Below are 15,881 nucleotides of genomic sequence, written 5' to 3'. Positions count from 1 at the left end.
CTATTAATAACATTACCACTAGATATTGTGTTTTTTGTCTAAAAATAATACAAATTGAAATTTATAAATAGAGCTAAAACAGTTTTGTCATAAGGCTTTAGAGACAAAAAGCGTTTCATAATTTGGTCATAAAATTAAATCCCTTGGGCTATTTACAAAGACAAATAAATATAAATTGTCGTTAATTTTGCTATTTTGGGAGACTAAAATATATTTAGCAACTTTAAACAAGTCGATCATTACTTAATTCTGTCTGATAGCAAGAATATCCTTTAAAAATTCATATAAAAGCCATTTGTTGAACATCTTAGTAAGCAGGCTATAATATGGCATGCTTAATAATTATTAGAAAATAATGAGAATAGGTTTCATTGGTGCTGGCAAAGTGGGCTGTAGTTTAGCTAAATATTTGCTGGTATGTGGTTTTAACGTGTGCGGTTTTTATAGTCTCTCATCTGTTAGTGCCAAACAAGCTAGTCAATTTACTAATAGCCATGCATTTGAAACATTAGAGGCACTTGTTCAAGAATGTGATTGCATTTTTATTACGGTACCAGATAGTCAGATAGTATCTGTATGGTCAGAGTTGATGACATTGAAACTCAATAATAAATTAGTCGGTCATTGCAGTGGATTATTATCTTCTCAGGTATTTAGTCATAAACAAGTTAGCTATCCCTTCGGATTTTCTTTACATCCGTTATATGCAATTTCAGATCGTTTTAATAGTTATTTATCTCTTCATCATGCCTATTTCACTCTAGAAGCAAATGAGGGGATGATAGAGCAATTATTAACATTGTTTAAACCACTAAATAATCCTATCGCCACAATTAGAACTGAAAAAAAAGCACTTTATCACGCGGCTTGTGTCTTGCTAAGTAATCACGTTATTGCTTTAGCAGAACTGGGTAGTCAACTCTTTATGCATTGCGGATTAGATGACCAATTTGCTAAACAAGCGTGGCAACCATTATTTCTCGATAATGCACAGGCTTTATGCCATTTAGGTGCTAAACAAGCATTAACAGGTCCGGTTGAACGCGGTGATGTGGCAACAATTCAACAACATCTTGCCGCCCTGCCAGACGAAATCAAACCTATTTACCAATACTTATCTAAAGTTCTTATAAACCTAAGTCAACAAAAACACCCAGATAAGGACTATCAACGTTTACAATTGGAGTTATCATTTTGAAAAATACAGTATTAACATTACAACAACGCAAACAAAAGCAGCAGAAAATAACGATGTTAACCGCTTATGATTATACAACAGCAAAACTGATGGATCAGACTGGTATAGATTGTATATTAGTAGGGGATTCATTAGGAATGGTTATGTTGGGTTATGAGGATACGGTATCTGTCACCATGGAAGACATGATTCATCATTCAAAAGCGGTGGCAAGAGCAGTCAAATCGGCATTAGTAATTACGGATTTACCGTTCATGTCTTATCATGCTTCTGTATATGATGCTGTACGTAATGCTGGTCGTTTAGTACAAGAAGGACAAGCTCAAGTAGTGAAATTAGAGGGGGGCAGAGCATTTTGTGAACATATAAAAATGATTACCCAAGCATCTATTCCAGTAATTGCTCATATTGGTTTAATGCCTCAATCTATTAAAACGTTAGGTAACTATAAGGTGCAAGGTAAAGCGTATCAGCAAGCCAAAGATATCATTCTTGATGCGTTGGCAGTTGAACAGGCTGGTGCGGTGGCGATTTTATTGGAGTGTGTGCCTGCGGCATTGGCAAAACTAATCTCTGAACTAGTGAATATACCAACCATAGGTATTGGTGCAGGAGTGGGATGTGATGGCCAAGTTTTAGTTTTTCAAGATATGTTAGGAATGTATGATGGGATTTGTTCAAAGTTCACTAAGACATTTGCACCGATAGGTCAGCAAATGAAACAAGCATTTACAGAATATTGCCAAGAAGTTGCACAAGCCCAATTTCCAGCGCCAGAACATGAATTCTCAATAGATGAAACTATTATCCACACATTGATGGACGAATTTTCTAATAGCAAAAAAGAGGAATAAACGATGCAAGTTTTCAATACCGTCGCTGATGTTAGAAATCAAATAAAAGAATGGCGTAAACAGGGTTTAACAGTGGGTTTAGTGCCAACAATGGGTTATTTACATGAAGGTCATCAAAGTCTGATGGCACAAGCTAAACAACAAAATGATAAAGTCATTGTGTCGGTTTTTGTTAACCCCATACAATTTGGTCCAAATGAAGATTTAGCCAATTATCCGCGTGATCTTGATCGAGATATACTTGCTTGCCAAAACATGGGGGTAGATATGATTTTTTGCCCACCAGCCAGTGAAATGTATGATCCGCATTTTAGTTCTTTCGTTGATGTGATCGGTATTACTGAACAACTTTGTGGCAAACGACGTCCAGGTCATTTCAAAGGTGTTTGCACGGTGGTCACAAAGTTATTCAATATCACACAACCAGATCGTGCTTATTTTGGTCAGAAAGATGCCCAACAATTGGCGGTAATAAAACAAATGGTTAATGACTTAAATATCCCTATCGTCATTGTCGGATGTCCAATTATTCGTGAAGCGGATGGATTAGCTAAAAGTTCACGCAATAGTTATTTATCCACACAGGAACGTAATGCTGCTTTATGTCTTTATCAAGCGATAACTTTGGCAAAGTCTTTATTACAGCAAGGCGAACGACAAAGCGATAAATTAATTAATGCGATGAAAACCGTAATTGAACAGCAGCCATTAGCCAGAATAGACTATATTGAAATTACCGATTTCAATACACTCAAATCTGTAAAACATATAGAGCAAAGTGTATTAATCGCTTTAGCAGTGTTTATCGGTAACACTCGTTTAATTGATAATTTCGTTTTTACGTTACCCGAATAAAAGCTAACATGTTAATTAAATTCAAAATCAGTCATACTAATAACCAGTTTAAATGCTGATTATTCCGGTATGATTGATTTTCTTCATCTTTCATTAACCAGAATAAGGAATGAAGGCAGCATAAAGGGGTAATTACTGCTATTGTTTTTTATTACACCAAACAGCAAGTTCTTCATAACCCCAATTTTGCATTAATTCACACCATACTTTACGCCACTTACTTACAGTATTTAAACTTAATTCGAGAGTTTGGGCTATAGACTTGTTAGTGTTATTTTTTACCAGTAATTCAATAAAAGTTTTCCATAGTTCTGCATGGGGAATTTTATTGAGAGGAGTATCCTTAAGGATATTAAATGTTTTACGACAACTCCGACAACGAAATCCAGCTCTTTGACCTATTCTTACAGTATTAGAAGATTGGCAATAAGCGCAGGGAAATTTTTCAATAATTAATAATTGATCTATGATTTCAGATAAATCAATATATTGTTGTTTAATGGTTGTTGGTAACATATTGTTTTCATGTAACCGGGTTTGCGTATACCATTGATGAAACTTTGGATAATGCTGCTGCATATAGTCGATTAAAGCACGTTCCCGTCTTTTAACCATTTCAGGGGTACAGTTAAGTTCATATGCTAAGGTTTCAAGGGTAACTTTCTCAATACGGCGCGTTAAAATTAATCCTAACCAGATTGTAGGTACTAAACGATTAAATGGGGTTTTAGTCAAAGGATTAAAATATTTATGGCAACATTTACAACGAAAAGTTAAAGGTTTTTGGCGAATTTTCTGAAAATCAATATGGTGACAAAATGGACAACTTTCTTTTGCTTGTTCGGGTAAATAAGATAAATCATTAAGTAGTGCATCAAAATCATTTTGTAGTTCAGCTGGCACTAAATTATAAAACATTTATATTTATCCCACACTATTCATATTTTATACAATCATAACAAAAAATTGATATAACGTATATACATAGCTTATATAAACCTTTGTAAAGATTTATCAACATATATTGTTTAATATAATAGATGATTATATCCATATATTTATTGGTTATTTTATCACTTAATTATTTGATGTTAGATTGCTTTAGTACGCCTTAAATGTCATCAATTTATGCCCAAAAATAAGGAACCGTTCTATGGCAATAGGAAAAGTTGTGACCTCGGAAGAGGCAAAGGAAATTGATAAAAGTGGTAAATTTAATCGTCAACAAAATCATTTTACTACCCCTTTTGGTGACCAACCAGGCATGTTGCCTGTCGAATCAGGTCGCTATCGATTATTATGGGCTGCGGTATGCCCTTGGGCGCATCGTTCGATTATTGCTATCAAATTATTAGGGCTAGAAAATGTAATTAGTATTGGCAAAGCTAGCCCAATTCGAACGGAACAAGGATGGGAATTTTCGTTAGATCATAATGGCGTCGATCCCGTATTAGGTATTCGTTATTTACCGGAAATATATGCTAAAACTGATCCACAATACAGTGGACGAGCAACGGTACCGACGGTGGTTGATGTTAAAACCGGTAAAGTCGTCAATAATGACTATTTCAATCTAACTTATTATTGGGAAACTGTTTTTAAACCATTTCACAAAGCAGATGCACCTGATTTATACCCCGATCATTTGCGCGCTGATATTGAAGCATTTAATCAGACACTATTTCATGAATTAAATAATGGTGTTTATAAAGCAGGTTTTGCTCAATCGCAATCAGCGTATGAAGAAGCTTATCACTTAGTCTTTAACCGTTTAGATGAACTTGAAAAACGTTTAGCTCATTCTCGTTACCTTTTTGGTGATCAGATTACAGATTCTGATATCCGTTTATATGTAACATTAGCACGTTTTGATGTGGCTTATTATTCAGTGTTTAATACCAATCGTAATCGTTTAGTTGATTTCCCTCGTTTGTGGGCTTATGCACGTGAACTTTATCAAATTCCTGCATTTGGCTTAACCACTGATTTTCAAGCGATAAAACAAGGTTATTGTTTAGGTAATCATGCTAAAAATCCTCATGATATTTTACCTCTAGGTCCTGATATAAGTATTTGGAATACACCAATTTGATATACAAAATCACAGCGATTTAGCAGTTAATATTATTGATCATTAGGATAAAGCGTTATGCCCAATATTGTAGATTTTTCATTAATTTTTAGTCAAATTCCAACATTATTGGTTTATTTACCAATGACTTTATTTATAACCGTTATCTCAATGATTTTTGGTGTAATAATTGGATTAATCATTGCACTGATTAAGATGAATCGTATTATGATTTTATCGCCACTTGCTACGGTATTTGTTTCTTTTATGCGTGGTACGCCGTTATTGGTGCAATTGTACTTGAGTTATTATGGTATCCCGGTCATTTTACGTTATATCAACTATTTTAATGGTACTGATTATAACGTGAATAATATCCCCTCAATGTTATTTGTTTTAATTGCTTTTTCCCTCAATGAGGCTGCCTATAATTCCGAAACTATTCGTTCAGCTTTACAATCCGTGAATAAAGGGCAAATTGAAGCTGCACAGTCACTTGGTATGACTTATCGCCAAGTATTACAACGCATTATTATCCCTGAAGCGTTCATCGTAGCATTACCTAATTTAGGTAATACCCTGATTGGTCTTTTAAAAGGAACATCTTTAGCATTTGTTTGTTCTGTTGTTGAAATGACGGCTAGAGGCAAGATCCTTGCTGGATTTAACTATCGTTATTTTGAAGTTTATATTTCATTAGCATTAATCTATTGGTCATTAACGATTATGATTGAACATTTAGTTAAATATTGTGAAAAACGAGTAACTATTCCTGATTCTAATTCTATTCCAAGTTATCGACGAGGCAAGTTATTATGATTAGTATTCGAGACCTCACTTTAAATTTCAATCAAAATTGTATTTTGAACAAAATCAGCTTGGACATTAAACAGCACGAAATTATTGCAATTATTGGTGCATCTGGAGCCGGTAAATCAACGCTATTACGTTGCTTAAATTTGTTAGAAAAGCCCCAACAAGGACAAATCCGTATTGATAAGATGCAGATTGACTTAGCAAAAATAAAACATAGTGATGTTGTCCAATTTAGGCAACAAAGTGCAATGGTTTTCCAACAATTTAATCTTTTTCAACAAAAAAATGCATTGGAAAATGTTATGGAAGGATTATTAGTTGTTAAAAAACTATCCAAAGAACAAGCAACTTCAATTGCATTAGAAAAGTTAACGGCAGTAGGGTTAAGTGAACGAATTTATCACTATCCAAAACAACTTTCTGGCGGACAACAGCAGCGTGTGGCGATTGCAAGAGCACTCGCTATGAATCCTAAAGTATTATTACTTGATGAACCAACATCGGCGTTAGATCCAGAATTGGTTGGTGAGGTATTAATGTGTATTAAACAAGCTGCTTTATCTGGCAATACAATGATTTTAGTTTCTCATGAAATGCAGTTTGTTCGTGAAATTGCTTCGCGAGTATTATTTTTAGATCAAGGACAAATTATTGAAGATGGTACACCAAAACAAGTTTTTAATAATCCAACAAATCCGCGAACTAAAGCCTTTTTATCGCGTTATTATGCAACTTTCCAATCGGATTATGAAATTTGACTGCCAACAAAAGAAGGAAAAATTATGGAAATAGTTATCCAACAGCACTGTGAAGGCATTAATTGGCAACAAGTTGCGGAATTATTACGATTGTTTGGATTAAGTGAATTTGATGCCACAACTCAGAAACAAGTGTTTGAAAGAAGTTATGCCGTTGTATTTTTATTAGAAAACAATCGTGTTGTGGGAGTGGGAAGGGCATTATCAGATGGGATTTGTCAAGCTGCCATTTATAACATTGCATTGGCTAAACATTTACACGGTAAGCAATATGGTAGATTAATTGTGGAAAAACTGGTTGAACAAGTTAAACAGTGCAACATCATTTTATATACGCATCCGCAAACAGTTAAATTTTATCAGCATTTAGGCTTTAATTTAATGAAGACGGGAATGGCACGTTATCAATCAGATCATATTGAAGAAATGAAAAATATGGGGTTTATCTAGTAGTGAAAATACAGAATATCTCATAGTCGAAAGATAATTACATGAGGAGGTTGAAGTTATGAAATATATTAAATGGTATCTGCTGTTAATTTCAGGAATATTGATATTAACAGGATGTGATAATAAAACAGAAACCTCGCAAGCCACGGCAAAAAAGAAAATTGTCATAGCGACGTCTGGTGAGCCCAGCCCTTTTGTTACCGTAAATGGTCAAGGTGAATTAATAGGATATGATATAGATGTAGTTAAAGCTATTTTTGCAGAATTACCTCAATATCAAATATCGTTCGAAGTGACCGAATTTCCGTCAGTATTAGCTGGACTTGATGCCGATCGCTATCAAGTAGGTGCTAATAATTTTGCAATGAATGAGAAGCGCAAAGAAAAATATTTTTATACTGACCCCATATTTGTTAATCAATATGTTATTGCGGTAAGAGCAAACGATAATCGTATCAACTCTTTTGATGATCTAAAAGGTAAATCTACCGAAACCACACCGGGTTTAAATTATTCAACAGCTTTGGAACAATATAATCTACAAAATTCGAATAATCCGGTTGATATTCATTATAGTGAAGCCGACCTTTTAGCTCTCTTACAGCATGTAGAAAGTGGAAAATATGATTTTCAGTTAGTGGATCGTGCAATGTTAATGCTATTTATCGAAAAGCATCAGTTAAAACTAAAAAGTATAGAATTAAGCACTGCAGATAGTGCTCGTATTGGCTTACCATACAGTTATCTATTAGTCAGTAAGGGGATAAAAGGGGAACAATTAACAAAAGATCTTAATCAAGGTATTAAGAAAATCATTCAAAATGGTAAACTTACTGAAATTAGTTATCGCTACTTTAAAGCAGATTATGCACCAAAGTAAATAAATTGTTACATTAATTTTTAATAATTTTACATTAAGTGATTTGATCCGATTAGTGAATTGATGTATATTGATAATCCCAATTATTTTTACAAATGTAGTTGTTTGTTGAGTTTAATAAATTCATTAAATTTCGACTATTAACATAAAAAACCACCTTTTAAGGTGGTTTTCATTCATAATAAAGCCTAATTTAATTATAATCCCTTTTCTTTCAAACGTTTGGCATGCTCAATATAGAGATCGACTGGATTTGGATCTTTCGGATGCAAATTGGCAATTTGATTGATAGAATCCAAGTGATCCATCTGATAGTCGGATTTAATTACTTTTCCTAAATGAGAACTAAAACGTCCTACTAGTCCATCATTTTGATGTTTTTCTTTAGTAAAAAATTGGCTTAATGTGGCTAAAATAATATGTGATGGATCCATTCTATTTAACCCTTCATTATCACACGCATCCGATTTAATAATACCACTCCAAGAATAATAGTAGACACCATTACTTTCTAATTCGTTACCTTCACCTCCCCATTCTTTAGGTAAACCTTGTGGGTATTTTTCATTAAATTTTGCTGTTCCTTCAGTGGATAAACTATAAATTGCTTGATAATAATCTTGTGGTAATAATGCTTTATTACTCAATAAGCTGAAAAATTTGGTGAAACAATCCATGATTTTGGTAGCCACATCACCAATAACTTTCGCATTTAAAACGCCCAGTGCTATATCGGCAATTTCTGAACCAAAGTTTACACCATTTACTGAAGTCACGGATGCAACCAATTCGGGAGAAACAGCCGCAACGTAACGGCAAGTTAAAGCACCTTGACTGTGCCCAATTAAATTCACCTTATTTGTTTTAGTTTCTTTTAATATTTTATTTATTTCTGCTATTAATTGTTCACCTCTCATTTCCGTAGAATGCGCAGCAGAGAGGGCTGGGGTAAAAACTATAGCACCGTTTTTTTTTAGGCTATTATCGATGTTAAAGAAATAGGGAAACCCCATAATTTTATCAAAGCCATTAAATCCATGTACTAAAACGATAGGATATTTAGTTTGTGTTGTATTTTTCATCATTAGTCCTTTATAATTTGAAATGAAAGTGATTTTATTATTACTTGATCAATAATATTCGAATATTATTGAGATTTTATTGAGGGATAGCGCTATAAAACATATACAAAGTAAGTGACAAATATTGATGATTCGAAAAAGATTTAATTTCATATCAATCATCAATAACATGTGCAATAAACATGATGCCAAGTTGAATAAAAACATCATTGGCAATATTCTTATCGATATTTAAAAAAATTCCAGAACATTTCTAATTAAATGTTAAATATATTCAATATCTAAATTATCTCAATGCTTTGGGTGCATTTCAGCAGAAGATGTTACAGCATTCCGATGCTTAGAATGATAATCATGGATACGCCACTTATAATAGTTCATATGAAGCAGGTGTTTTAGATTCACCTGTGTCATTTTCTATATTAATCGATTTTGTGTAAAAAATTATATAAAATCAATATATTACTGCAAGAAATTAGCATATCAATATTAAGTATTGAATATTACATGTGGATTAATAATGTTAATTCATATGTAAAATAATCTAATTAAACTTGATAATACTTTGCTTGATTGTCCTAAAATTTTTTTAGGATTTCACTTGTTTTATTAAATGTGAGCTTATAGCAATTTCCAATAGCAAAAGCAGTAAAAACTGCTTATAGAAAAACAGTGATGTTTAATTTTAGATGCGTTATGAAGATATTGAAAAATAGTAATTATTTCACAATATTAAAAATAAAAAACTACATACTAGAAAACTTATGTAGTTTGAAAAATATGCTTATTATTACTATTTATCTTAGGTAAAATTATCTGGGAATCAAATCCTTTTTATTCCCAAATAATTAATAAACCCCAAATAATTATGGCGTTTATTTTTATAGCCTTTCAAATTTTATGATAGATAGCTATAAAAAAATGGAAATTATTTAGGTGTTAGAATACTAAAACAGGCTTAATTAATATTACTTAGGATTAGTAATTAACTATATAGGGTAATATTTAAAAACCATTGTGTAAGTGGTTTTTCTTCATAAAAGTAAATACCCTAATAACTGATTATAATCCTTTTTCCTGCAACCGTTTAGCGTGGTCAATATAGAGTTGAACAGGATCAAGAGAATTAGGATGAATGCCGTGAATCTGATTAATCGCATCCAAATGATCCATAGGGTAATCAGATTTGATTACTTGGCCTAAATGACTACTAAAACGTCCTACAAATCCGTCATTTTGATCTTTCTCATTAGAAAATAATTTGCTTAGGGCATACATTATTGTATGTGATGGGTCAAGATTATTTAAACCTTCAGCTAGGATTTTTTTCGAATTAATAATACCGCTCCATGAATAATAGTATATGCCATTACTCTCTAATTCTTTACCTTCTCCTCCCCATGTTTGAGGCAAACCTTGAGGGTATTTTTTGTTAAATTCCTCCGTTTCTTTAGTTGTTAAACTTTTCGTTGCTTCATAAAAATCTTGTGGTAAGAAAGGTTTAGTACTAAATAACCCTAAAAAAGATAAGAAAAGATTAATAATTTTAGTCGCTTTATCACCAATGATTTTGCCATCTAAAGCATCAATGACTAAATCTGCGATTTCACTGCCATAGTTTGCTCCGTTAACAGATGTAACTGATGCGACAAGTTTAGGAGATTCCGCTGCAACATAACGACAAGTTGGCGCTCCTTGGCAATGACCAATTAAATTCACTTTTTTCGCCTTAGTTTTTTTTAGGATTTTTGAAATCTCTGATGACAATTGTTTACCACGTTTTTCTGTTTTGTTAGCTGCTGAAACAGCAGGGGTAAAGACTGTCAAACCTAGTTCTCTTAGTCGTTCTGGAATATCATAAAAATAAGGATAGCCCTTAATTTTATCAAATCCAAATAAGCCATGTACCAAAACTATAGGGTACTTTGTTTGAATTGTTTGTTCCATTGTTTCCTCCATTATTGATTTAATTAAGATTTATTTTTTGAATATTTAAACAACAATAAACTACAAACAATTTTGAAATTTATTTTTATAGCCACCATTTAAATGGTTAATAGCAAATAGCTATAAAATTTAAGATGAGAAATAACTGATTGATAAAATGTGTGAATGTATTAAATATGCTCAATAGCAAGTATCAGTAATAATGATTTGTTATTAAAAATAGGTTGAAAAATAAGTATTACTTTATTACTCAGATTTGATTCTTTTTTGGTTTTACAACTAAATATTGATAGAAATAAGTTGAAGAAAAAACGAGAGAATAGTATCTAATTATTAGCTTAAAACAAAGGATGGTGAGTAAGTAATTTATACACTAATTTGATTATCTAATATGTTAATCATATTTTTCCCAAATGTCAAATAGAATTTAGAATAAGTGCTATTTTTCTATCAATACTTAACGAATTTCAAATATAATATTAAAAAAATAATAACTAAGTGATTTTCTGTGATAATTATGTAAAATTAGACTTTATATGTATTTTTCTCATATAATTTCGATGTAAAATCACATTTTTTACTAAAAAATCGTTTAAAATCTAACTTTTACTATTATTTAACACTTCATTTTATAAAAATCCGCTTACTATTTTATATAATAAAAAAAAGTTATTTTTGATATTAATCAAATTTATTTTTGATAACTGTTTGTTTTTTAACAATATTAGTATATTTTGGTTTATCAGGATCGATAAGTTTAAGCTATAATATTTCTTAAGTTATCAATTTTAACAAATAAACATCTTAAGGGCTGTAATCTTATTTACAATTAAATATGAGTATGATGTGTGGAAACAAGCTAACTAACATTAAGTTACTCCATATGAATGTATGATGTTATATATATTTAGGTATGACCTATTTTAATACCCCCTTATTTTTAGCTCGGTCTATAAATAAAAATTCAAATCAAAGTTACCGATCATTTACAGAATATAAATTTTAAGTAATGTAATTTTTAGGAGTTTTAAAAAATGAATCTCATCTGGTCAGCAGTTGGGCAAGTAATAAGTTCTTGTCTTCCAGTTTTTTTACTAATATTTTTGGGTTGGTTGTGCGTACAACAGAAAATATTTACTAAAGATTCGAAGAAGTTATTATCCGGATTAGTCTCAAACTTTGTCTTTCCGGCACTGCTTTTTGTCCATACTGCTCATGCAAAACCGTCAGAAATCTTTAATGGTATTTGGATGATCGCCTTTTTCTGTACCATGTCTTTTTTGTGGATTGTTTGTTTCTTAACGAACAAATATTTTTTACATAAAGACTTAAAATCAACCGCTATGAATTCTATGCTCTGTTGTTTCCCTAATATGGGTGGAATGGGGGTTCCATTTCTAACCTTAATGTTAGGTGCATCTTCAACTATATCTGTTGCAGTGGCTAACTTTGTGGTGGCATTATCATTAATCCCAATGACAATTTTCTTATTGGAATTATGTGATACTAAAATTTCAGGCGGTAAAGTAACTGGAAATATGGTTTTTAGTGCTGTGAAAAGTTCACTTATGAAGCCTATGTTTTTAGCTGTTATTCTTGGATTAATTGTGAGTACAACTGATGGTTTAAATTGGATGCCACATTTTATCTTTAACACATTTGATATTATGTCTAATGCTTGTAATTTCATCTCGTTAATTGCGGTGGGAGTAGGTATATATGGTGTTAAATTAAAATTCTCCAAACCGTTAATTGTAAATATTATTTTAAAGAGTTTCTTCACGCCAATCATAGCGCTAATTGCTGTAAGATTATTTGGTATCACTGGTATGGAAGCAGAAGAACTTGTGTTCTTACTCGCAATGCCAACTGCTTCAACAGCCGTTATTTTGGCTTATAACTGGAACGTAGAACAAGAACAAGCATCAAGTATTTTCTTCGCTTCTACTGTTTTATCCATCTTTATTTTACCAACATTATTACTCATCATGGACTTTATGGTACCTGGTGTAGCGTAATAAAAAATCATGAAAAATCTCCATTTGGTTGTTACTAAATGGGGATTTTTATTAATCTTAATCGCATTTTCAATTGATAATTTAGCGGTATGAAACCGTTTTATTTCTAGATAGAATGATTTAATTAGAATTTTCTTTTCTATAATTACTTAAAATTTCAATAATTAGAATCTTATCAATCAATGCCTCATCATATATTCTTATAAAGAACAGTTAAGGTCATCCAATCTAACGTTATCTTAATATTTCACTCTTAAATCTCTAAACAATTCTTTTAGTAAAAATAAAACTTGTATAATTTATAAAAAAACACTACATTTTAATATAACTATATGTTTTTAAATATATTATTGCTGTTTTTCTTTCAGTTTATTGCAATGCTTTTTATAGATAGAGGAAATTTAAGATGCCTTATCAAACTCGTGATGATTTGCCGGAATCAGTTCGCCATGTTTTACCGGAACATGCTCAAGATATATTCAAGTCGGCTTTCAATAATGCAATAAAAGAATACAAGGATCCCAATAAAAGACGGGATAATAGCACGCCAGAACAGATTGCTTTTAGAGTAGCTTGGTCGGCTGTTGAAAAGGCCTATTACAAAGATGAAAATGGTAAATGGCATCAAAAATAGACGATGAAGTCTAAAAATTAGTGAGAAAGGATGATTTAAATTTATTCTAATTAAAACAATATTCAACCAAAATTTCACTCAAACAATACTGATTAATATAACGAAAGAGTTTAGTGTTGGTCACTCATGTGCTGATACTAATTTCTTCGTTAATTAAGATTCACCACTTAGTTTGAACAGTACTTTGCTAATGTCTAAAGTATATAAAATATATCGCTCAACAATAATAAATATATCAAAATTTAGCCTAGGGTAGGCTGTATTGTCATGATTAGTCTTTCCGAATTTGTTATAAATTTATTTGGTTTTAAAAAATTATGATGTTTTATTAGACATAATTTCAATTTATTAGTTAGATTATGGTTATATCGAATTCATAATATTATACATATTTAATAAATATGCCTTTATTTTCCTAATCAATACGGAAAAAGTTGATTAGAATTTTCTTTTCTTTCCTTTTATACTGAATTTAGATTCTCAATAAATATAGGTACTTAATTATGAATAATAAAGGTTTACCAAATGGCTTTTTATGGGGAGGTGCAGTTGCTGCTCATCAATTAGAAGGAGCATGGCAAGCAGGAGGCAAAGGGATGAGTGTTGCCGATGTGATGACGGTTGGATCGCCAAAAAGTTATCGTAAAATTACCGAGGGTATTGTTCCAGGTCAGTATTACCCAAATCATGAGGCAATTGATTTTTACCATCATTATAAAGACGATATTAAATTATTTGCCGAAATGGGTTTTAAATGTTTCCGTACTTCGATAGCATGGACGCGTATTTTCCCTAAAGGTGATGAACAAGCGCCTAATGAGGAAGGATTAAAATTTTACGATGATCTTTTCGATGAATGCCTAAAATACAATATTGAACCTGTCGTTACCCTTTCACATTTTGAATTACCTTATCATTTAGTCACTGAGTATGGTGGTTTCCGTAACCGTAAGTTAATCGATTTCTTTGTCCGTTTTGCAACGGTTTGTTTCGATCGTTATAAAAATAAAGTCAAATATTGGATGACTTTTAACGAAATTAATAATCAAGCTAATTATCAAGAAGATTTTGCACCTTTTACCAATTCGGGTATTTATTATAAAGAAAATGATAATCGTGAAGAGATTATGTACCAAGCTGCGCATTATGAATTAGTTGCCAGCGCTAAGGCAGTACAAATCGGTCATGCAATTAATCCGGATTTTCAAATTGGTTGTATGATTGCGTTAGTACCAATTTATCCTGAAACTTGCAAGCCTGGTGATATTTTAATGGCACAAAAAACGATGGAGCGTAAATACTTTTTCACCGATGTTCACGTGCATGGCAAATATCCAAATCATATTAAGAAATATTGGCAACGAAAAGGATTCCAACTTGATATTACTGATCAAGATTTGGAAATACTAACCAGAGGAACCGTTGATTATATTGGCTTTAGCTATTATATGTCGAACGCTATTCGTAAGAAAGCGGGTAATGACCACTACGATTATAATGAAAAAACGGATTTGATCGGCAATCAATTTGTTAAAGTGTCTGATTGGGGATGGCAAATTGATCCAGAAGGGTTGCGTTATACGTTAAATTGGCTAACGGATATGTATCATTTGCCATTATTTATTGTCGAGAATGGTTTTGGGGCGTATGACAAGGTTGAATCTGATGGTAGCGTCCATGATCAATATCGTATTGAATATTTACGTGAACATATCAAGCAAATGAAACTAGCTGTTGAAGAAGATGGTGTCGATCTAATGGGCTACACACCTTGGGGTTGTATCGACTTAGTATCTGCCGGTACCGGCGAAATGGAAAAACGTTATGGTTTTATCTATGTCGACAAAGACAATCAAGGTAATGGAACGTTGAAACGTAGTCGTAAAGACTCTTTTGCATGGTACAAGCGTGTAATTGAATCGAACGGTGAAGATTTATAATAGCAGATTATCATTTGGAGATTCTATGAAAAAAGCATTAATTATTTGTGCTGCAGGTATGTCATCATCATTAATGGCAAAAAAAGTAACTGAATATTTTGCCAGTAAGGATAAAGCTATTTCAGTGGATGCAGTTTCTGCAACAGAGGGAAACAATATGATTAAGAACAGTGATTTTTCATTGTTTTTAATCAGTCCTCAAACCATGATGATGTTTGATAAGTTTAAAAAATTAGGCGATGAAGTGGGTAAACCGGTGGTTAGTATTCCTTTTCAGGCTTATATACCGATTCAATCAGGTATCGAGCAATTGGCTAAGCTAATTGATGATAATATGAAATAGTCATCATTATATTTTTGTATTGACTATTTTAATGG

At 32.1% G+C, this 15,881-nt stretch carries 15 protein-coding genes; 12 read left to right on the top strand and 3 right to left on the bottom strand.

Annotated features, from left to right (window positions below):
- Nucleotides 1-355: 355 nt before the first annotated feature.
- From FPB0191_RS09000 to panC, 3 genes are read left to right on the top strand one after another with little or no spacing between them, the layout of a single operon-like run.
- Nucleotides 356-1,198, top strand: a complete 843-nt coding sequence (locus FPB0191_RS09000; RefSeq protein ID WP_039105478.1) for a Rossmann-like and DUF2520 domain-containing protein — start codon at nt 356-358, stop codon at nt 1,196-1,198.
- Entirely contained in the window at nt 1,195-2,052 is an 858-nt protein-coding gene (gene panB, locus FPB0191_RS08995) for a 3-methyl-2-oxobutanoate hydroxymethyltransferase (protein ID WP_039105476.1), read from the top strand. The genes FPB0191_RS09000 and panB overlap by 4 nt, the downstream gene beginning before the upstream one ends.
- 3 nt (nt 2,053-2,055) lie before the next feature.
- The gene (panC, locus tag FPB0191_RS08990) at nt 2,056-2,907 is read left to right on the top strand and encodes a pantoate--beta-alanine ligase (RefSeq protein ID WP_039105474.1); all 852 of its coding nucleotides are present in this window, start codon (nt 2,056-2,058) and stop codon (nt 2,905-2,907) included.
- Nucleotides 2,908-3,045: 138 nt separating this feature from the next.
- Here panC and FPB0191_RS08985 read toward each other — a convergent pair whose 3' ends face one another.
- Nucleotides 3,046-3,825, bottom strand: coding sequence for a hypothetical protein (locus FPB0191_RS08985; RefSeq protein WP_039105473.1), 780 nt, complete (start codon nt 3,823-3,825; stop codon nt 3,046-3,048).
- 235 nt (nt 3,826-4,060) lie between these two features.
- Between FPB0191_RS08985 and FPB0191_RS08980 the strand changes: the two genes are divergently transcribed.
- Genes FPB0191_RS08980 through FPB0191_RS08960 form a run of 5 tightly spaced genes read left to right on the top strand, consistent with a single transcriptional unit; the run spans nt 4,061 to nt 7,882 of the window.
- Nucleotides 4,061-4,999, top strand: coding sequence for a glutathione S-transferase family protein (locus FPB0191_RS08980; RefSeq protein WP_039105472.1), 939 nt, complete (start codon nt 4,061-4,063; stop codon nt 4,997-4,999).
- A 57-nt stretch (nt 5,000-5,056) separates the two neighbouring features.
- A complete protein-coding gene (locus FPB0191_RS08975) occupies nt 5,057-5,797 on the top strand; it encodes an amino acid ABC transporter permease (protein WP_039105469.1) in 741 nt (246 codons plus the stop codon).
- Nucleotides 5,794-6,552 (top strand): amino acid ABC transporter ATP-binding protein, encoded by a 759-nt coding sequence (locus tag FPB0191_RS08970; RefSeq protein ID WP_039105467.1) that lies wholly within the window; start codon nt 5,794-5,796, stop codon nt 6,550-6,552. Before FPB0191_RS08975 ends, FPB0191_RS08970 begins: the two co-directional genes overlap by 4 nt.
- 24 nt (nt 6,553-6,576) lie before the next feature.
- A complete protein-coding gene (locus FPB0191_RS08965; RefSeq protein WP_039105465.1) occupies nt 6,577-7,002 on the top strand; it encodes a GNAT family N-acetyltransferase in 426 nt (141 codons plus the stop codon).
- 58 nt (nt 7,003-7,060) lie between these two features.
- A complete protein-coding gene (locus tag FPB0191_RS08960) occupies nt 7,061-7,882 on the top strand; it encodes a transporter substrate-binding domain-containing protein (protein ID WP_039105464.1) in 822 nt (273 codons plus the stop codon).
- A 197-nt stretch (nt 7,883-8,079) separates the two neighbouring features.
- On the opposite strand, the gene FPB0191_RS08955 is transcribed toward FPB0191_RS08960, so the two are convergent.
- Nucleotides 8,080-8,964, bottom strand: coding sequence for a lipase family alpha/beta hydrolase (locus FPB0191_RS08955; protein WP_039105462.1), 885 nt, complete (start codon nt 8,962-8,964; stop codon nt 8,080-8,082).
- Between the two features lie 1,062 nt (nt 8,965-10,026).
- Entirely contained in the window at nt 10,027-10,911 is an 885-nt protein-coding gene (locus FPB0191_RS08950) for a lipase family alpha/beta hydrolase (RefSeq protein WP_039105459.1), read from the bottom strand.
- A 1,034-nt stretch (nt 10,912-11,945) separates the two neighbouring features.
- Between FPB0191_RS08950 and FPB0191_RS08945 the strand changes: the two genes are divergently transcribed.
- From FPB0191_RS08945 to FPB0191_RS08930, 4 genes are all read left to right on the top strand, one after another.
- Nucleotides 11,946-12,929: an AEC family transporter gene (locus FPB0191_RS08945; protein WP_039105458.1), complete on the top strand. Its 984-nt coding sequence runs from the start codon at nt 11,946-11,948 to the stop codon at nt 12,927-12,929.
- Between the two features lie 406 nt (nt 12,930-13,335).
- A complete protein-coding gene (locus tag FPB0191_RS08940) occupies nt 13,336-13,563 on the top strand; it encodes a ChaB family protein (protein WP_039105455.1) in 228 nt (75 codons plus the stop codon).
- 503 nt (nt 13,564-14,066) lie between these two features.
- Nucleotides 14,067-15,503, top strand: a complete 1,437-nt coding sequence (locus FPB0191_RS08935) for a 6-phospho-beta-glucosidase (protein ID WP_039105451.1) — start codon at nt 14,067-14,069, stop codon at nt 15,501-15,503.
- A 25-nt stretch (nt 15,504-15,528) separates the two neighbouring features.
- Complete coding sequence (locus tag FPB0191_RS08930; protein WP_039105449.1) at nt 15,529-15,846, top strand: PTS cellobiose transporter subunit IIB; 318 nt, start codon at nt 15,529-15,531, stop codon at nt 15,844-15,846.
- The last annotated feature ends 35 nt before the right edge of the window (nt 15,847-15,881 follow it).

It is taken from the genome of Frischella perrara, assembly GCF_000807275.1.
GTDB lineage: Bacteria > Pseudomonadota > Gammaproteobacteria > Enterobacterales > Orbaceae > Frischella > Frischella perrara.
The sequence above is the reverse complement of the archived record's forward strand: the minus strand, read 5'-3'. Positions and strand labels throughout refer to the sequence as shown.